The organism is Alkalibacillus silvisoli, assembly GCF_039521975.1.
GTDB classification, from domain to species: domain Bacteria; phylum Bacillota; class Bacilli; order Bacillales; family Alkalibacillaceae; genus Alkalibacillus; species Alkalibacillus silvisoli.
Window position 1 is genome coordinate 19,454 of sequence record NZ_BAAACZ010000010.1, and the last position, 17,689, is coordinate 37,142.

Consider the following 17,689-nt stretch of genomic DNA (forward strand, 5'->3'; position numbering starts at 1 on the left):
AGTATAGCATATAATAATTTAAGATAGGATATCCCTTTTGATGTAAAATATCTCACATATCTGTGCACAAAATGTGGGGAATTAAATTGAATGAATTGGTATTCTCTAGTTAATGGGAGGTTGATGACATGGATTTATTGAAACAAATGAATGATGCGTTAGATTATATTGAAGACAACTTAGATGAAGCAATTGACTTTAACCAAGTCGCTTTAATAGCTCAATGTTCTGAATATCACTTTAAACGAATGTTTTCATTTTTAGCAGGGATTCCTTTATCCGAATACATTCGTAGAAGACGGATGACACTAGCTGCGATGGAACTAAAGAGTAATGAGATTAAAATAATTGATGTTGCCATGAAGTATGGCTACTCATCACCGAACTCATTCGCCCGAGCCTTTCAGCAAGTCCATGGACTTATGCCATCTGAACTTAAAGAACAGAGCACCTCGTTAAAATCTTATCCTAAATTGACCTTCCAACTAACTGTTAGAGGAGTAGATGAAATGAATGTACGCATTATCGAAAAAAATTCCTTTTCAATTACTGGAATTAAACAAAGGATGAGAGTGATTGACAATGATGTTGACCCTGAAGTTGTAAAGCTTTGGGAAACGATGTCTGAAGAGACTATTAATGAATTAGCAAACCTTTCTGACTTAGAACCACCTGGGATTTTACATGTGTTAACAGATTACACCAGTGAGGGCGAAGATGAAGGAGAGATCGACTATTATTTTGGTGTTGCAACAACCCAAAACACCCCTGACTCATTTACACGACTAGAAGTTCCTGCAAACACATGGGCGATTTTTGAAGTAGAAGGTGAATGGGAAGCTATTGAAGATACTTGGCAACGAATTTATAGTGAATGGTTCCCATCATCAAAATATGAGCACGCCGAAGCACCTGAGATTGTCAGTAGTCAAGATCAAATTAGTGAGATTTGGATTCCAGTTCGTAAAGCGTAAAAAAAAGCAAGAGGCTCAAACTCACGACCGAGAGGCTCATACTTCAAGTCGAGAGGCTCAAACCCGCGACCAAGAGGCTCATACTTCAAGTCAAGAGGCTCAAACCCGCGACCGAGAGGCTCAAACTTCGAGTCGTGGGTTTTTTAATATTATTTATTCGCAATGATAAACACACCGCCACAATGTGAAATTTGCTTATAAATGACGATGCAATCAGCTTCTAAAGATGAAGCCAATTCTTCATTTACAAAATAATATTCATCTTCGTCCCATTTGTCTCTATTGTCTTCATAACAGACCTCAAGATCCGCGCGTGTCTCAAATGAGATATCACCAATTAACACTTTACCATTTTCATTTAATATTGACCGTAACTGCTTTATAAACGAAACCTTATCTTGATCTGATAAGTGATGCAAAGTATAAGTACTTATAATGAAATCATACTTATTCTCCACCATTTTAGGAGGTAACCCATCTGAAATATCCCACTCTACTAAATTAGCTTCCGGCATTTTCTCCTTAGCAATCTCGATCATTTTAGAAGAAAAATCAATACCATCTACATGATGATTATTTGTATATAATTTACTTGCTAAAATACCCGTACCTAGGCCTATATCCAGCACTTTAGCTTCTTTTTGACTCATCACTTCATTATAAATGGTATTTAATATTTCCTTATAACCCGCAAATGGATATGCATTATTCTCTTCACTAATTTGAACTGTTTTGTCATAATCATTTGCCCATAAATCAAAACCTTGTTTGTTTAGCATTTAAGTTCTCCTTCAGTTTTTCAATTTTATGATCCAATCAAAATATCTTGAATGTATAACACTACAAGCCATGACACTACTCCCAAACCAATAGAAATACTTAAAGACATAGAGTGCTTTAAAGATAATGCGACTACCAGTAATAGTACTGCTGTTGCAGGGAATCCCCATAATACCCCAAGCGCAAAGTTACTTAAATTTGTTATTTTCTCCCCTTGTACACTTAACCAAAACAAACTTAACAAGCTCACTAATGGTAATGCTGCTATAATTCCACCATACTTAGGAAAGTACCTTGCCACTTCGGTTACAGCTCCAATAATTATGGCTGAAACCATAACTTTTGTTAAGAAAAACACTTTACCACTTCCTCTCTAAGCAAAGAAAAAGCTTGTTCAACCTGATTTTTTTCCTCAACAGATAGATTGTCTAAAACTTTATTCAACTTTGACTCATCTAAGTGTGTATGTTTATGAAGTTCTAACTCCCCATTATCAGTTAATGAAATAACAACTCTTCGTTCATCAATTGAACTCCGTTTTTTAACCACTAATCCTTTACTAGTTAACCTTTTTATATGTTCAGAAGCAGTATTATGAGTTACACCTAGTAACTCTGCCAAATCACTAACCGAGCAATTACCTCTCTTTTTAATATGTTGCAATAGCCTAATTGCTTGGTGTGATAAATTTTCTAGATGTCTGTAGTGCAGCAAATAATAAATGTCAGTCCAATTTTTATTTATTTCTATTGCAGTATTTTCATTTTCCATACTTTACCTCCTAACAATTATATCTTATATTACGATATAATCGTTAGTCAAGATGCATATTCCAAAATAAAATACAACAATTATCATGTTGTATTCTAGAAACTATAAATAAGATAACGAATAAATCTAACAACTGTTTTCTAGAACTCAGCAACTGAACGTTAGTTTCATCACATTAATTAAATCAGTCATTACGACCACCACCTCAAATTTTTTGACTTTTTATGATAAGATAAGATAAACTTACATAAAAAGGGTGTGTTCAATCATGGAAATTAATTTAATAGAAAGCATCTTACTATTTGTCAGCATCTATCTACTGATCACAACTGTTCAGCTTAGGAACAAAACTAAAGGACTTGAATATAAATTAGAACAAGTCTCTAAACTATTAAATGCCACAGAACTACCAATAAATGAAGAGTTAAAACAATTAATTCAAGAAGGTCATGATGTACAAGCCGTAAAAAAAGCTAGAGAAACATTAGGTCTATCATTAGTAGAAGGTAAGCAATACATTGATTCATTAAAATCACAGCAGCATAATGTATAACTATTAGGTAATAGAGCTATCCATTAAGGCAGCTTTATTACCTTTTAACTATTTCTAATCAAAGTGACTACCCTTGTTTTAAATGCTTCAACAAATCTATTGCCTTCTTTGTCGAATTAATTAACTCATCACTATTTTTCCTGATCCTTAACTCATAGGCGTCTTTCAAACACTTTCCGCTTCTTCAAATCGCTTTAATTCCACTAAACATTTACCTTTATGTTGTAAGGCAAAGTCTAAGAATTTAGTTTCATTAAATGATTTACATTTACGAATTGCTTCGTTAAATAAACTTAGCGCATGTTCAAGTTGATCAGCATATTTGTACGCTTCACCAAGACGTATAAGTGTAACAATTTCCTTCTTGAGATCATTATGATGTACTGCGTATTCATAGCACTGTTCCAGGTAATAAATAGAGCGTTTAGGAAATTCGCTTATTCTATATAAATTACCTAGTGTTCCTTGTATAAAGTACTTATCTTCTTCTATCTTACAAACTTTCAACAATTGTTCAGCTTCCTTAATCAACTCATTTATTTTCGATAAGTTGGAAACTTTTTCACGTAAGTAATCATCTTCATCAAAATAGACATAATCATTTATATATGATAGCTCATCTTTTAACTTATCGATTGTCACCTTAATGTCCCTTCCTCTTCAAATTCTTCGTAATCCAACACTTCTATTACATTTGTCCAATGCAAAGCCGTTCCAACAAAATCTCTAATATCTAAACCAGGCATTTCATATTCTTCTTCTGAGTTAACGGTTCCTGTGGCATCTTCAATAAAAGTTACTTTATAGCCTCTGTCAAATGCAGAAATTGCTGTAAACATGCAACAAAATTCCGTGTTAAACCCAGTAACATATAAATGATCTATATTTAACTTTTCAAGAACTTCACTAAGCTTTGTATTGTAAAATGAACTAGGTGTCTGCTTCTCAATTACATAATCAGCATAATCGTTTAATGAATCATGTAGATCTGAACCTGAAGAGCCTTTATAAAGTGGACTTTCCTCCATATCATCCACTTGTTTCATAAAGATTACTGGAAGACTTTCCGCTTTAAAAGCTTGAATAACCTTTTTAATCAGCGATACTTCCTCTGAAAAGTCTTTGAAATTAACAATCCCATTTTGTGCATCAATTACTAATAGTGCTTTCAACTTATACACCTACTTTTCTTTTCTTAAAACACAACCTTCTATATAAACTTTAGAAATCCTGCATATTATTGACATTCAAAGTAAAAACGTTTAAATTGCGGCTTATATCGTAATAGTCTGATGAAAACATTGATTACCCTCCCCAAAAATTCAATCGTATACAACAATATGCTTCGAACTAGATTTTAAATCTGTCAATTCTTCTTTTAAGAAGCTCGGTTCTATTGTGTAGTCTTTCAGTTGATCTAATGGTACCCATTTGTAAATTAAGACTTTTTCTCCCTCTTTTCCATAAAACACTTCTTGAGACGGTATCCCCTTATCAACTTCTACCACCTTAAAGTAAAATCCAATTTCATGGTAACTAGATTCTCTGTGAGTGAAGAAGCTTTCAACAGACCATAGTAACCTTTCGACTTGTAAATCAACATTGATCTCTTCTTTAAATTCTCTAACAACAGCTTGACTGGCCACTTCATTCACTTCTACTCTTCCACCTGGTAAAGCCCAGAAGTCATCATTCGTTTCTTTATGCAACAGCACATAACCACTACGAATTAATACTCCAGCTACACGATAATTAAATATTCCTTCTCCTGTTTTAAAAACGGCATCCATACAAAACCCCCTAGTCTATTCATACGACCTATTCATTAAGACAACTCGCCAACCGTCTGGGTCTTCAATTGTGACGCCCTTTTCTTTCCAATATTTATTTTCCGGCTCTACCTCTCCATAACCCATCTCGTTAAGACGATTCGCAACTCTATGAATCTCTTTTTGATCTGTAATATAGAAAACTAACAAATTATCTTTCGTAGGTGCAGGACAAGGACTACCATCAACATGACGTGTGAATTCTAAATGGTAATTGACATCTGGCAGTCCAAAAATGATACCTTCATAGCCTCTGTTGCCCTTAAATCGTTCAATTTCTATTAAGCCAAGACCATTTTTGTAAAAATCGATGACCGCTTCAAACTGATCAGTTGGTCTGGCAATTCTAACTTGCGCAGCGTTAAAATCGTTAAATTTCATGTTTGAATTCTCCCCTCTCAATCGTCTATTTCTGTTTAATTCCTTAACTTCTTCTAAAACATAAGTTGGTCCTATGCTTCTCTTTTCATTTAAAAACGCATTATGCTTATTGAAACAAATTCCCAAGTATTTTTCTTAATTATAAGATAATTTTAGTAAAAATAGAAGCAGAGCCTATATACTCTGCTTCTCACTAGTTTAGTTCACTAGTCTAATTGTTCTATTCTCAATAGAGTAAACTTCATCAGCTACATTCTTAACAAATGTGTGGTCATGTGAGACTAATATAATGGTCCCTTCATATCCTTCTAAAAAATATTCTAAAGCTTCAATTGAAACGACATCTAAAAAGTTCGTCGGTTCATCTAAAATTAAAACATTATATCTCCCTAAAAATAACTGTGAAAGGACTAAGCGTATGGCTTCTCCACCACTTAATTTATTCACCTTTTTCTTAAGGGCATTTCCTACAAAGCTCATAGAGTGAAGAACAGCACGGATTTTTGCTTCTTCGTAATCACTTTTCTCTTTCATATATTCTAAGACTGACTGTTCTTCAGTAAATTGGTAATCCATCTGCCTATAATACCCTATAACTACTTTTGGAGACAGAGTAATCCCTTCACCGTTATCTATAATATGATTAATTAACGTCGTTTTACCTGACCCATTATTTCCGGTAATTGCAATCGTCTTACCTAACGGGAATTGAAAGCTAGATTCATTTAAAAGCTTTTGATCCCCCACTTCTAAAGTTAGTCGATCAGCCATAATCGGAAAGTGATTATGCAATTTTAATGCATCAGATTGATGAAAGCGAATTTTCTTTTCTTCTAATGGTGCTTCCACTTCCTCCAGGTGCTCGATTCTTTGTTCAATAGCTTTCGCGGATCTTTGTATAGATTTTTGACTTGTGTCTTTTGATTTCGTCATAAACATTCGATTAGCTGTTGCGTTAGCTTGCTTTTTTGACATTTGCCCTTTGGCTTTAGTAACCTTGTCAGCTTTTTTCTTTTTGTCATCGGCTGCTTGTAATAACCGTCCTTTTTCTTTTAAATACTTTTCATACTTTTCTTGTTGCTGTTGCTTTTGAAGTTCTTTCTGTTCAACATAATCTGTATAGTTCCCTGTATATTCTGTAACCTTCCCATCGTCCACTTCCCATATCTTAGTCACCAGTTGATCCAAAATGTGTCGATCATGGCTCACCATGACAAGTGCACCATAGTAGTAAGTTAACTCATCTATAAAAAACTGAATTCCTTCCTGATCTAGGTGTGTCGTTGGCTCATCGAATAATAGACCTTCATGATAGTGAGAAAATATTTGAGCGAGTTTTAACCGTGTTTGTTCTCCACCACTATAATTTTGTAATTCTGTTTGTGGAATGGCTAGTTCACCTAAAAACTTATAATCAACATCCGCTTCTGAGGCGGATGATAGTTGGTCAAAATAAGCAAAATCGAAAAAACGTTTAACATGTCCTTGATTGGGTTCCACTTGGCCAGTCATAAGCTTTAACAATGTACTTTTACCAGAACCATTCTTACCCACAACACCAATACGATCAAACTGATGAACAGCTAACCGCGGGACATCTAACACCACTCGATCTAAATACGAAACTTCTACATCTTCTATTTCAAGACAGACTTTTTCCATAATAATTCTCCTCTTTAAATTAATGATTAATTAGCAATCAAACTATGAATTCAAATGCCAATAAAAAAACACAAGCTTCTACTTGTGCGCAAGAGTAAGGGAAAAGCCTATCTCAATATCAAAAAAATTAGGCAAAATAAAAAAAGACAGAACAATCTGCCTTTTTCAAACATGACGAATTTTCATGTAAAATTGCATACAAATATACAACCGTACAAAGCTTATCGTCTTAACTATATACATGCTTAAAAAGATTATTAAAAAAGGACAGACTTATCCCATTACTCTGATTACATAGCACAGAGTCTTTGAACGTATTTAATTACTAGTTCAAAGTTGGGAAACGTAGTCTAATCGAATGCATTTTTTAATAATCCTCCTTAAATTTAATTAGTTCACTTATTATTATAAGAAGACTATGAGATATTGTCAAAGGTTACTTTGGTTATGACAGGGTCTATTGAATAATGTCTGCAAAAAAAATTAATAAGAAGGATTTCGTTAATAAGTGTCGAATATACGTTCTATACAGCATTTCAAACCATTTTTATATAGGAGTTGGTTTTATGAACGAAAATCAAAATAAGAAAATCTCCATGTTTACACAGACTAGCCAAAAGACGAAAAAGTATCGACATGATTACTCTATGTCAATGGATTTACGCGATGAGTTGCTGGCGAATGTTTTTCTGAAATTCGCCCGTGAAACTTCTCACCTATACTATGAAGAATTACGCAAAGGATTAAAAGAGTTTGCTGATGAACATGACCTTCCTGATGAGAAAGCTGAAACCGTTATGAACATTGTTTTCTGGTTGCGAGTTTTGTATGAATTGAAAACAGATCCTTACAATAACATCGTTCAAGATTTTATCAAAAACAATGAGAACTATTTCAAAAAATGGCCAATCCTAAAATCATGGATTCAGGAATGGTACAATGTCACACCAAACTTTTATTACATCAGTCAACGGTTTGGTGGAAATGGAAATGTAGCTGTTGACATCAAATCCGAAACCACTTTAGATATATTTTATCCCTTTCCTAATTTCTCCCAACCTAAACAAGGAGCTCTAGTTGCAGGAATACTCCTTCCATTCTGTGATTCGCTTTATTTTCCAATTACTGAGTTTTACGAATTTGACCAAAGCACCCTTCAAGAAGTTGTACCTCACATTAGACATTATTTCCGTGAATTATCCCATGAACCCGACCAATTTGAAACTTTTTTAAGGATGTTTTCTTCGCTACTCAAAGTTGAACAAATCACCTATAACCATTTACAAAAATAGGTTGTTCGGTCTCTCATAAACTTTAGAGGGATCTACTATCATACAATTGACCTTATTTATTGTTCTGTATTACTCATAATTTGTGAAAATAATTCTTCTTAATCAGATGTATCCATGCGAGGTTCTACTTCTTCTGCAAGAGCATCGAACTGGTTTACTCGATTTTCAAATTCTTGAACGTAACTTTGATCTTGATTAAACGCATATGCTGGTATACGTACACCTTTAGCACGTGTTAATGAACCCATTTCTGATATGTTGAGTGAACGTTCGCCACGTCGCTCTACTGCTTCAATATCTTCGCCCATTGAGCTAAGTTGAATGGCAACAATTGATGTTGCAGCCCCAAATAATAGAAAAACAATCATTAAGGCAGAACCAAACTTCAGTATATCTCCAAACCTCCCATATCTACTTATATCATAGCTTTCTAAAGATATATACATTTAAAACAAACAAACCTATTAAAAGAATCCTAACAAATAATTCTTCACCAAAAATCAGAAGTAATGCTAGGAGTGTTAGAGCAATGATAATTTCCAAAAGGTTAAAAAGGGTTGGTTTTTCTTCATTAACTTGATTAGAAACCGTTAATAGAACAATTGAAATAGATAGCAAAATAATGAGAACGATTGTGTTCAATTCAGTCATCAATACCACTATGCCTGTCACAATCATTATTAAAACTGAAAGGATTGTGAAGAAATTAGGGTTTGAAACTTTACTCATTAATATTCCACCTTAGACTATCTATTTCAAAGAAGTTTCCTTTCTCAAAACCTTTGATACATACTATATAAGAAAGATATGATTCTATCAATGCTTTTATTTTCTTTCGGGTCATCCCAAGAAAAACACGCATTTGCTTACGTTAATTGTAATCACAAATGCGTGCTTTTTAAACACTAATTTATTCGATTAGAAACGTTACCTTATTATTGGTTTCCGTTTTTTACCGATTCTGCAATATTAACAGTACGTTTTGCCTGATGCTTTACTGCACCTTCTACATCTTCAACCATCTGACCGTCTTGGCCAACTGTAACGCTTGTTCCATATGGGTTTCCACCTGAACCAAAAATAACAGGGTCTGAATAACCCGGAGCAGCAATAATTGCACCCCAGTGCATCATAGATGTATATAGAGATAGAAGTGTCGCTTCCTGACCACCATGTGGATTTTGTGCAGAACTCATTCCGCTTACAACTTTATTTACGGTCTTACCACTTGCCCATAAACCACCTTGTGTATCAAGGAATTGTTTCACTTGTGCAGGCAAGTTTCCAAAACGTGTTGGTACGCTGAAGATAATCGCATCTGCCCACTCAATGTCATCTGAAGTAGCTACTGGAACATCTTTTGTAGCTTCAACAGTTGCTTTCCATGCTTCATTTTCATCAATTACTGACTGAGGTGCTAATTCTTCAACCTTCAACACTTTAACGTCAGCACCTGATTCTTTTGCACCTTCTGCAGCCCATTTGGCCATTTCATAATTTGTTCCACCCATACTATAAAATACTACAGCTAATTTTACGTTTGACATATTATGACTCTCCTTTGTTCTTCCAAAAATTTTATCTAATAACCCCATATCTACATCTACTTTCATTATTCTTCATAAAAACTACTGAACCACCTCCACAATTGAAAGGTCGAACTCTTATTTCAACCTCTATTTAGTATAATACCTTGATTTTATCTTGAATTCAAGATAAATGCTTATAATAAAAAAAGCTCGTATTAGTTATAGCTAACCGAGCTTCTTACAATACAATTACTTTATTTTGTACTTGTAAACCCACCGTCTATTCTAATGACATCTCCATTAATATATGGTGCATCTGATGTAAGTAGGAATGTTACAAGTTCAGCCACTTCTTCAGGAGTTCCTAACCTTCTTTGTGGAATACCTTTTTCTGCGCTTTCCTTCATTTCTGGATTATCTTCAAAGTACTTTTTAACCATTGGTGTTTCTGTTGGACCTGGTGCAATGGCATTAACACGCAAGCCATCTTTTGCATATTCAGCAACCATGCTTTTCGTCATGCCAACAATACCATGCTTTGTCGCTGAATAAGTAACAACTGTACTTTGACCGATGACTCCTGCGCTTGATGATGTATTGACGATTGAACCACCACCGTTTTTCACCATGACTTCAGCTACATAATGCATACCATACAAAGCACCCAGCATATTAATCTCAACAATTTTATTAATTTCATTAACGTCTGTTTCTAAAAATAACTTTCCGCTACCTGAGATTCCAGCGTTATTAAAGAAATAATCAATTGTCCCATATTTCTCTACCGCTTGGTCAACATAATTTTTAACTTCGTCAGCTTTTGACACATCCGCTTTCACGAAAAAAGCATCTACTCCAGCCTGTTTAACTAATTCAACAGTTTCTTGCCCACTTTCTTGATCGATATCGACAACAACTATATTAATACCTTTTTCCGCCATCTGTTTGGCCGTAACTTTACCCAAGCCACTTCCACCACCAGTAATAACGGCTACTTTGCTCATTAGAATACCTCCTTAAAAATGCATCTACCATAAGTATTCCTTTTTTCGACGTCATTAATCAAATGTAGCTTGCTGATATACAAAAAAGAGGAAACAGTATTTTCTGCTTCCCCTCCATCAATTGGACATTTTTAAGAAATAGTAAATTTTTTGTCTTCCGTTACTCCCTTATTCTCTGTAAACTCATCGAGCAAATCACGAACTTCATGGGTAGAGTTCGTATCCATTAGCTTGTTGCGTAGCTCACTCGCCCCGCGAAATCCACGGACATATATTTTGAAAAAGCGGCGTAGTGGTTTGAACAATCTTGGTTCAAGCTCCTCTGAATATTGGTCATGAAGGTCGAGTTGCAACCTAAGAAGATCAAGTAATTCATCACTTGTATGCTCCTTCTTTTCTTTTTCAAACGCGAACGGATTATGGAAAACGCCGCGCCCGATCATAACACCATCTACACCATATTGTTGGACGAGTTCAAGCCCTTTTTGACGGTCAGGAATATCACCGTTGATCGTAAGTAACGTATGAGGAGCAACTTCATCACGAAGCTTCTTGATCTCTGGAATAAGTTCCCAGTGGGCATCAACATTACTCATTTCCTTTTTCGTACGTAGATGGATGGACAGATTGGCAATATCTTGTTCAAGTACATGCTTTAGCCAAACACGCCATTCCTCTACCTCTGTATATCCAAGTCTAGTTTTCACACTTACAGGTAAGCCACCAGCTTTAGCTGCTTGAATAATATCCGCTGCAACATCTGGACGACGTATCAATCCACAGCCTTTCCCTTTTGGTGCCACATTAGGAGCTGGACAGCCCATATTAATATCAATACCTTTGAAGCCTTTTTCAGCCATACCCATACTCATTTGCCTAAAATACTCAGGCTTATCACCCCAAATATGAGCGACGATCGGCTGCTCATCTTCTGTGAAGGTAAGACGACCACGCAAACTGTCTCGACCTTCTGGATGGCAGTAGCTTTCTGTATTCGCAAACTCCGTAAAGAACACATCTGGTCTAGCCGCTTCACTTATAACATGACGGAATACGACATCCGTCACAGCTTCCATTGGTGCAAGTACGAAAAACGGTCGTGGTAATTCATGCCAAAAATTATCTTTCATCTCAAATCGACCCCCTTCCTACAAGATTCTCTTGTCTAATATTAAAACGTTAAGGCTTCCTAACGATATTGTAGTTTTTCAACCATTATATACTTTAATGGGTACAAGAGAAAAGTGCAAGACAAATCGAATAAGAATAGGTTTACTGTTTATTTCTAGAATATAAAATAAGGAAAACCCTTTAAATTAGAGTTTCATTTTTATTCTTTATTAGTTAAAATCCCTCTGTTAAAGAAAAAATTCATTTACAAGAACCCACCCCTAAAACCCACATTCCACCGTTACCAGTGATAATAAAGATTTATGAATATTGCCCTTTGAGTGACCCACTGTTCTTGAAGCTTGATGAAACCTGTCTTCAAGTTATCTGGCACAATAACACTGGGAACACCACCGTAAAATCGGAAATCGTTAATATGAGCAGTGATTCCAACTCTCGGTGTTCATTGAAAGAAATCCCTCTACATATGAATATTATGTTAGTATTGAAGTGTAAAGCATTTGTAATAAGGTAGGATTGTTTAATAAGTGTTTATGGTCGGCACTTTAGTCGATCTTTTTCTTTAGTGAGTAATTTAGGGGGAGTTAAATCAAATATGAATACAAAAGTTATCATATTAGGAGTAGGTCATTCTAATCAACTTGTTTCAGAAAGTTGTCAACCAGCAGTTTATCGAGCTTTTTTTGATCAGATAAAACCAAATGTGATAGGAATTGAAAGATCTCCTTTGGAATTTGAAAGGGATGACTTTTATGAGTTTACATATGAACAACAAAACATCGTTATACCTTATGCAAAGGAAAACAATATTGATATTCGACCATTTGATTGGTTGCCTTCAACCGATGATCAACAATTGGCTTGGAATACAAATGATATTGATCAGTCACCCATAATTCGAATGGAAAATTCTAATAAATCCTTTTTATATTTTCAAAAAAAGTCAACATTAGAAGACCTCTTTGACTTAGAATCTGAAGAAGTCAATCAACAAATTGAAAATTGGAAAACCACAATTATGCCTGGAGCTAATGATTTTCCAAGAAGGTTATTTCTATATCGAACTTTTATGCAGGCTATGAGAATAAAGCATATCGCAAAAGGATATATAGGTAAAACAGTATTAATTGTGGTAGGACATATGCATAAAAGGGATATTGAAAGTATCCTTACTGAAATATCTTATATAGATGTTGTTCAGCCATCTGAATACGGTATTCCCACCAGAGAGAATGTCATAAGTAACATAAGAAATGAGGATTTATATGCTGTTGCATCATTTAATCTATTAGGAGTCCAGTCTAACCATTTTGTCAATTGGGAATGGATAAGAAATGTTATTCAATCTTTAAATGAAATTCAAGCAGACCTTGAAACTGAAATTTTTAATATAAGATTTGAACTTTTAACTCGAAAGATAAAGTCGGAGGATGCTATTTCTAAGTACAAAAACTTACTTGATAATATTGAGCCTAACAGGAAGTTTAAATTCAATGGTGTTAAGGATAATAGTAAGATTGATTCTTATTATGATCCATTTGGAAACCTTACTGTTATGAATCGAGTTCGTTTAGAAATAGCTAGGGAATATTATAAAGGTGGCAATATAAACGAAGGCGAACGCTTTAGAAAACATATCATGGAAAATGATAACCTTACTCAATTACAGCAATTACAACTAAATGCATACTGGGATGATTATGTGATTAATATGTATTAATCGTCTTGACCTTGTTGCACTAACGGGGACAAGAGTTGAATAAGGGAATCAAGCTCCATTATTCTGGTGACCTTGTTCAACATCGAGAATCATCGCTTAGTGTTACTTCTGAACATAGAAATTTTTTACCGCCTGAGGAACACATTGTCATTAAGGACGCTCATCCTCCGATTATCACAAGAGAAGTATTTGAAGCAGCCCAACACATGATGAACATCCGAAAGCGTTCCAATATTAATCAAACAAAACACCTCTTTACGAATTTCATGTCATGTGCAGATTGTGGAAAAGGAATGTGGTACCGACAGAATCGAAAAGGAAATAATGACTGATTTACAAAAATCTTTGGATGCACTAGAAAACAAAAAGAGCGAACAACAACTCTCGCTCCAAACAAACCAACTCACTGATGAATTGAATACAGTGAAAAAAATTCTAAAACAATTAGAACCAATTCAAGATGTTACTAGTGAGCTTTTAAACTTTTTTGTTAAACATATAAAGGTTAAGGAAGAAGGGCTCCCTGTCATCACATACAGGTTCTCCCTCTTCTCTGAATTGTTAGCCCTTGAAAACAATCTGTGACACACACTCCACATGATTCGAGTAGTGGTCGCAGATAAAATGATGTAGTTGTGTTTACCTTTAAGATATTTCGACAAAAGTAATGCATAAATCCACCCCATTTTTAATTCAATAATACATTTGTACTACGTAACATGCAGGTCTGTTATTTTCTCGTCTTACTTATTTGAATTGCGGTCGTTAATGGGGTAATGAAAATGTATTAATAGAAGGAGCAAAACAGCTATTTTAATAAAACGCTTAATGACTATCTGTGTAATAAGTATAATAATACAATAGCCTTCTGTCATATTTGAAACGACTGAAGGCTATAAAACCATTTAATTCGAGAGATAATAAACAGCAATTAATCCCCAAGCTTTATTAATTCCATTTGTATTATTTAATTCGACTTCAAACGGATTCAGGTTAATTCGTTGATGTAACTCTATGGTGTTTGCTCAAAAGTATATATTTTGTTGGTTCAATGTTTTGCTCAGTTCCTTATCCAAAAGGTAGAATTCAAATAAATTTTCTCCAAATTCTGGTTTTTGTATGTTGGAAGGTTTTTTATTGTTATAATTCCAGAAACCGTATTTAAAAACAAACAATTGTTAACTTCCTCCAGAGTCACTATTAGATTATCGTCAACATTAGTTATAACAGGTATTTGGAATATACCATTAATCGTTTTTTGAAGAATTAAACGATAATCTTCCAACAGACGGGCATCTGGAATTAGGTGCTCCACTTCTTCTATCTATTTACATGCTTTATACCAGATAATCAAATGAAAATTCAACACTATCTATTTTAACGAAATTCGGCTCTAAATTAAATACTGTCAGCCTGTTTCCAATAAAAATGCGGTCCTGTGATGCCCTCATTTGAAAGAGCATCATCCACCAAAGGATTAGGCTCTTTCGCTACAACTCGTTCAATTTTAACCAATGTCTCATTCATACCACCAATTATTCATCAAACAAAGCAGTGATCTCCTCTAAGTCCACTGTTGGATCCGGGATTAAAACCCCACGTTCAATGGCGGAGAGCATTCGTTCTTCCTTGGTCATTAACCGGTTATAAATGCGTTCATCAATCGTATTGCGCTCACCAACCTTGCCTTGGAGCATCAAAAAGTAATACTGTGTATAATCATCTTCCTTTAAACCTAGACGATGAATACGGTCACGGGATTGAAGAAGGTGGGTCAGATTAAATGAGTACTCGAGATAAATAGCATCGTGACAAGTATGGTGTAGCGAGACCGATTCCCCCAGTGTGTGCGGGTTCGTTATGAGAATATCGATTTCCCTGTTCAGGAATTGTTCGATAATAGCATCACGGTCTCCCTGACTCGTATCACCATAAATCACTTCTGCCTGGATTCCCTTTTGGTGTAAATCGTTTTTAAGGGTGAGCATCGTATCAACAAAAATGCACCAGATAATCGATTGCTTTTTTTCCCGAAACAGTGAGTGGGCCAGGTTAATGGCTGTATCGTATTTTGACGTCTTCGATACACTGCGAATCAAGTCTATTTCTTCCGTTGTAAACTGGATCTGATCCGAATTGCTGGAGTCCCAATGGTCCTCATCGTGATGCACATCTTCTCCGTACATTTCAATGTAATCAATACTTTTTAGTAAAAGTAGCGGGTTGACCGATGCCTGAATCAAACGAATGTAGAGATGGAAAACGGAGTGTCCGTATTTTCGGTACAGCAGGTTCAAAAGCTGCTGCTCCTGTTCATCCGCGGTGACATAAAGCAATTCATTTTCATTGGCCGCCGGCACCTGGAGGTGATTTTTTGTTGTACGCCAGAAAAATGGATACAGCAGATCATTGATCCGTTCAACCATCACTGAATTCGGATTTTTCAATTGATCCTTTCTAAAATTAAAGTACATGCGATATTCGTCATCATATAAGATTTTTAACAGGTTGTAAATATCCTCATACGAGTTGGGAATCGGTGTACCGGTGAGGGCAAACTTAAACTTTGCCCCCTTTGTAACCGCCTTTACCGATTGCGCACGTAAACTTTGAATGCCTTTAATTTTATGCACTTCATCCAAAATGACCATCGTCCGCTCATCAATGACACTGCTTAGCACGCCCTGATACTTTCCAACAGATTCATAATTTACCAGAACAACATTACACTTCCCGAATTCGGTTATAAATTCTGTCGGTGAATATTTATGACGCTGCACATCCAGTACGCGCAGACGTTTGTTTTCTTTGAAGTTTTCATAAAACTCCTTCCTCCACGCTAAAAAGGAGCTCTTTGGTCCGATCATGACAATTCTATCAACCAGGTCAACTTCCGGTGCCGTTAAATAGGAGTAAACGAGATAAGACATTGTCGTCTTTCCGGCACCGGGCACGGAAAAGTTTGAAGCCCGCTGCATTTCTAACATATAGAAACTGCACCAGAGCTGTACCTCCCGTGGTGGTCGAGCAAGTGCCTTTGTGGCTGTCTCTTTAAATGCGTTGAACCGCTCGGCAACAACCGGATCCAAATCTTGCTGATAGAATTTGATGGCTTTGCCGTAATCTGCTCTTTCTTTAATAAAATACGCCTTTTGAGAGATGAATCGTTGCAGCGCTTCGGTTACCACCACTTCAAAATTCTTTCGTTTTGCAAACTTCCTTAAATGTTTAATAATATCCTGTATGTCAAGGTGCGTCAGATCTTTTTGGAAGTGCGGGAAATCGCCGTCTAAGTAGGCCCATAATTTTGACCGAAAGACCCGTTCTGTTCCAAGGATCGTATAGGATGTTAAATTGTTGTGGACGACTAATTCGTCATCCACGTGATCTAAAATAAGCGAATTGGGTGATAAATAAGTAGAATTCACAATGATTTTCCCCTTATCATATTGAATCAGTTTCTGTTTAACAATCTCATCGATTTCTTTAACAAAAACAAATCCGTTACTTAAGCCGGTACTCCAGAGCTTTTCAAACTCGGCAATCGCCCTTGAGATCCGCTGCTGATCAAATGGGGCGCTTTTCCACGAGGCTGTCACATCAAACGCCTCATAGTTTCTTGCAAGGGCTGCAGCTGTTTCGTTATTCGAGCCACTAAAGTAAATGCAATTCCCGTCTGCATCATGGCAAATGCCATATTTACTGTGAAACAGGCCACTGTGCGTAAACCCAATCTTAAACTCAATCATGCCTTGCGCGATTAAGTGGGTAAAATTACGGACGTTCCTCTGATCTTCCAGGCTGAGTTGCTTAAAATCCTTGTTTGACAGCTTTGGAACCAAGGATTTCTTGATCTCGTAGCCGTCTTTGAGTATATCGTAATCTTCCTTGCTGATCTCATGGGAAATGATAAAACGCATTTTTCCGTTTTGACGAATCATACCTTCAATGCCCTTTGCGTAGGCAGCTAGTGCTTTGAAGGTAAAATAGGCACTTACGCGGTCGTATGTGACCGACTTTTCCAGAACAGGAACGTAAAAAGCGCTTTTAATATCCACTTCAT

Annotated in this window: 21 protein-coding genes; 6 read left to right on the forward strand and 15 right to left on the reverse strand. The window is 35.8% G+C overall.

Going from position 1 to position 17,689, the window contains the following annotated elements; genetic code table 11:
• Positions 1–128: 128 nt before the first annotated feature.
• Positions 129–974, forward strand: coding sequence for an AraC family transcriptional regulator (locus ABDZ63_RS07070; RefSeq protein WP_343782692.1), 846 nt, complete (start codon positions 129–131; stop codon positions 972–974).
• A 149-nt stretch (positions 975–1,123) separates the two neighbouring features.
• On the opposite strand, the gene ABDZ63_RS07075 is transcribed toward ABDZ63_RS07070, so the two are convergent.
• Genes ABDZ63_RS07075 through ABDZ63_RS07085 form a run of 3 tightly spaced genes read right to left on the reverse strand, consistent with a single transcriptional unit; the run spans position 1,124 to position 2,525 of the window.
• Positions 1,124–1,753, reverse strand: a complete 630-nt coding sequence (locus ABDZ63_RS07075) for a class I SAM-dependent methyltransferase (protein WP_343782694.1) — start codon at positions 1,751–1,753, stop codon at positions 1,124–1,126.
• 26 nt (positions 1,754–1,779) lie between these two features.
• Positions 1,780–2,112, reverse strand: coding sequence for a DUF3147 family protein (locus ABDZ63_RS07080; protein WP_343782695.1), 333 nt, complete (start codon positions 2,110–2,112; stop codon positions 1,780–1,782).
• Positions 2,100–2,525 carry a MarR family winged helix-turn-helix transcriptional regulator gene (locus ABDZ63_RS07085; RefSeq protein ID WP_343782697.1) on the reverse strand — a complete coding sequence of 142 codons (426 nt, stop codon included), beginning with the start codon at positions 2,523–2,525 and terminating at the stop codon, positions 2,100–2,102. The genes ABDZ63_RS07080 and ABDZ63_RS07085 overlap by 13 nt, the downstream gene beginning before the upstream one ends.
• Positions 2,526–2,781: 256 nt before the next feature.
• Between ABDZ63_RS07085 and ABDZ63_RS07090 the strand changes: the two genes are divergently transcribed.
• Positions 2,782–3,078: a hypothetical protein gene (locus ABDZ63_RS07090; protein ID WP_343782699.1), complete on the forward strand. Its 297-nt coding sequence runs from the start codon at positions 2,782–2,784 to the stop codon at positions 3,076–3,078.
• Positions 3,079–3,243: 165 nt separating this feature from the next.
• On the opposite strand, the gene ABDZ63_RS07095 is transcribed toward ABDZ63_RS07090, so the two are convergent.
• The 5 genes from ABDZ63_RS07095 to ABDZ63_RS07115 all read right to left on the reverse strand — a co-directional run bounded on the left by ABDZ63_RS07095 (position 3,244) and on the right by ABDZ63_RS07115 (position 6,950).
• Positions 3,244–3,720: a tetratricopeptide repeat protein gene (locus tag ABDZ63_RS07095; RefSeq protein ID WP_343782700.1), complete on the reverse strand. Its 477-nt coding sequence runs from the start codon at positions 3,718–3,720 to the stop codon at positions 3,244–3,246.
• Complete coding sequence (locus ABDZ63_RS07100; protein ID WP_343782777.1) at positions 3,717–4,250, reverse strand: isochorismatase family protein; 534 nt, start codon at positions 4,248–4,250, stop codon at positions 3,717–3,719. Before ABDZ63_RS07100 ends, ABDZ63_RS07095 begins: the two co-directional genes overlap by 4 nt.
• A 150-nt stretch (positions 4,251–4,400) precedes the next feature.
• On the reverse strand, positions 4,401–4,868 hold the full coding sequence (locus ABDZ63_RS07105; RefSeq protein ID WP_343782702.1) for an NUDIX hydrolase: 468 nt from the start codon (positions 4,866–4,868) through the stop codon (positions 4,401–4,403).
• A 15-nt stretch (positions 4,869–4,883) separates the two neighbouring features.
• A complete protein-coding gene (locus ABDZ63_RS07110; RefSeq protein ID WP_343782704.1) occupies positions 4,884–5,288 on the reverse strand; it encodes a VOC family protein in 405 nt (134 codons plus the stop codon).
• Between the two features lie 198 nt (positions 5,289–5,486).
• The gene (locus ABDZ63_RS07115) at positions 5,487–6,950 is read right to left on the reverse strand and encodes an Msr family ABC-F type ribosomal protection protein (RefSeq protein WP_343782705.1); all 1,464 of its coding nucleotides are present in this window, start codon (positions 6,948–6,950) and stop codon (positions 5,487–5,489) included.
• A gap of 566 nt (positions 6,951–7,516) precedes the next feature.
• On the opposite strand from ABDZ63_RS07115, the gene ABDZ63_RS07120 reads away from it, so the two are divergent.
• Positions 7,517–8,242 (forward strand): hypothetical protein, encoded by a 726-nt coding sequence (locus tag ABDZ63_RS07120; protein WP_343782707.1) that lies wholly within the window; start codon positions 7,517–7,519, stop codon positions 8,240–8,242.
• A gap of 98 nt (positions 8,243–8,340) precedes the next feature.
• Here ABDZ63_RS07120 and ABDZ63_RS07125 read toward each other — a convergent pair whose 3' ends face one another.
• The 5 genes from ABDZ63_RS07125 to ABDZ63_RS07145 all read right to left on the reverse strand — a co-directional run bounded on the left by ABDZ63_RS07125 (position 8,341) and on the right by ABDZ63_RS07145 (position 11,905).
• Positions 8,341–8,688, reverse strand: coding sequence for a hypothetical protein (locus ABDZ63_RS07125; protein WP_343782709.1), 348 nt, complete (start codon positions 8,686–8,688; stop codon positions 8,341–8,343).
• On the reverse strand, positions 8,663–8,971 hold the full coding sequence (locus ABDZ63_RS07130; protein WP_343782710.1) for a hypothetical protein: 309 nt from the start codon (positions 8,969–8,971) through the stop codon (positions 8,663–8,665). Before ABDZ63_RS07130 ends, ABDZ63_RS07125 begins: the two co-directional genes overlap by 26 nt.
• Before the next feature lie 206 nt (positions 8,972–9,177).
• Positions 9,178–9,789: an NAD(P)H:quinone oxidoreductase gene (gene wrbA / locus ABDZ63_RS07135; RefSeq protein ID WP_343782712.1), complete on the reverse strand. Its 612-nt coding sequence runs from the start codon at positions 9,787–9,789 to the stop codon at positions 9,178–9,180.
• Positions 9,790–10,025: 236 nt separating this feature from the next.
• Complete coding sequence (locus ABDZ63_RS07140; protein WP_343782713.1) at positions 10,026–10,775, reverse strand: SDR family NAD(P)-dependent oxidoreductase; 750 nt, start codon at positions 10,773–10,775, stop codon at positions 10,026–10,028.
• 131 nt (positions 10,776–10,906) lie between these two features.
• Positions 10,907–11,905, reverse strand: coding sequence for a tRNA dihydrouridine synthase (locus ABDZ63_RS07145; protein WP_343782714.1), 999 nt, complete (start codon positions 11,903–11,905; stop codon positions 10,907–10,909).
• A gap of 566 nt (positions 11,906–12,471) precedes the next feature.
• On the opposite strand from ABDZ63_RS07145, the gene ABDZ63_RS07150 reads away from it, so the two are divergent.
• The 3 genes from ABDZ63_RS07150 to ABDZ63_RS07155 are packed head-to-tail and all read left to right on the forward strand — an operon-like array spanning position 12,472 to position 14,211.
• Positions 12,472–13,626, forward strand: coding sequence for a hypothetical protein (locus ABDZ63_RS07150; protein WP_343782715.1), 1,155 nt, complete (start codon positions 12,472–12,474; stop codon positions 13,624–13,626).
• A 35-nt stretch (positions 13,627–13,661) separates the two neighbouring features.
• On the forward strand, positions 13,662–13,958 hold the full coding sequence (locus ABDZ63_RS15825) for a recombinase family protein (protein WP_425541956.1): 297 nt from the start codon (positions 13,662–13,664) through the stop codon (positions 13,956–13,958).
• Positions 13,900–14,211, forward strand: a complete 312-nt coding sequence (locus ABDZ63_RS07155; RefSeq protein ID WP_343782718.1) for a hypothetical protein — start codon at positions 13,900–13,902, stop codon at positions 14,209–14,211. Before ABDZ63_RS15825 ends, ABDZ63_RS07155 begins: the two co-directional genes overlap by 59 nt.
• 813 nt (positions 14,212–15,024) lie before the next feature.
• On the opposite strand, the gene ABDZ63_RS07160 is transcribed toward ABDZ63_RS07155, so the two are convergent.
• Both ABDZ63_RS07160 and ABDZ63_RS07165 read right to left on the reverse strand, forming a co-directional pair.
• Entirely contained in the window at positions 15,025–15,153 is a 129-nt protein-coding gene (locus ABDZ63_RS07160; protein ID WP_343782719.1) for a hypothetical protein, read from the reverse strand.
• A gap of 8 nt (positions 15,154–15,161) precedes the next feature.
• Complete coding sequence (locus ABDZ63_RS07165; protein WP_343782721.1) at positions 15,162–17,684, reverse strand: SNF2-related protein; 2,523 nt, start codon at positions 17,682–17,684, stop codon at positions 15,162–15,164.
• Between the last annotated feature and the right edge of the window lie 5 nt (positions 17,685–17,689).

Coding starts and splice junctions, on each gene's coding strand:
- ABDZ63_RS07105 (WP_343782702.1), bottom strand. CDS start 4,868: ATGGATGCCGTTTTTAAAACAGGAGAAGGAATATTTAATTATCGTGTA.
- ABDZ63_RS07160 (WP_343782719.1), bottom strand. CDS start 15,153: ATGAATGAGACATTGGTTAAAATTGAACGAGTTGTAGCGAAAGAGCCT.
- ABDZ63_RS07070 (WP_343782692.1), top strand. CDS start 129: ATGGATTTATTGAAACAAATGAATGATGCGTTAGATTATATTGAAGAC.
- ABDZ63_RS07120 (WP_343782707.1), top strand. CDS start 7,517: ATGAACGAAAATCAAAATAAGAAAATCTCCATGTTTACACAGACTAGC.
- ABDZ63_RS07130 (WP_343782710.1), bottom strand. CDS start 8,971: ATGAGTAAAGTTTCAAACCCTAATTTCTTCACAATCCTTTCAGTTTTA.
- ABDZ63_RS07085 (WP_343782697.1), bottom strand. CDS start 2,525: ATGGAAAATGAAAATACTGCAATAGAAATAAATAAAAATTGGACTGAC.
- ABDZ63_RS07140 (WP_343782713.1), bottom strand. CDS start 10,775: ATGAGCAAAGTAGCCGTTATTACTGGTGGTGGAAGTGGCTTGGGTAAA.
- wrbA (WP_343782712.1), bottom strand. CDS start 9,789: ATGTCAAACGTAAAATTAGCTGTAGTATTTTATAGTATGGGTGGAACA.
- ABDZ63_RS07115 (WP_343782705.1), bottom strand. CDS start 6,950: ATGGAAAAAGTCTGTCTTGAAATAGAAGATGTAGAAGTTTCGTATTTA.
- ABDZ63_RS07075 (WP_343782694.1), bottom strand. CDS start 1,753: ATGCTAAACAAACAAGGTTTTGATTTATGGGCAAATGATTATGACAAA.
- ABDZ63_RS07145 (WP_343782714.1), bottom strand. CDS start 11,905: ATGAAAGATAATTTTTGGCATGAATTACCACGACCGTTTTTCGTACTT.
- ABDZ63_RS07125 (WP_343782709.1), bottom strand. CDS start 8,688: ATGTATATATCTTTAGAAAGCTATGATATAAGTAGATATGGGAGGTTT.
- ABDZ63_RS07110 (WP_343782704.1), bottom strand. CDS start 5,288: ATGAAATTTAACGATTTTAACGCTGCGCAAGTTAGAATTGCCAGACCA.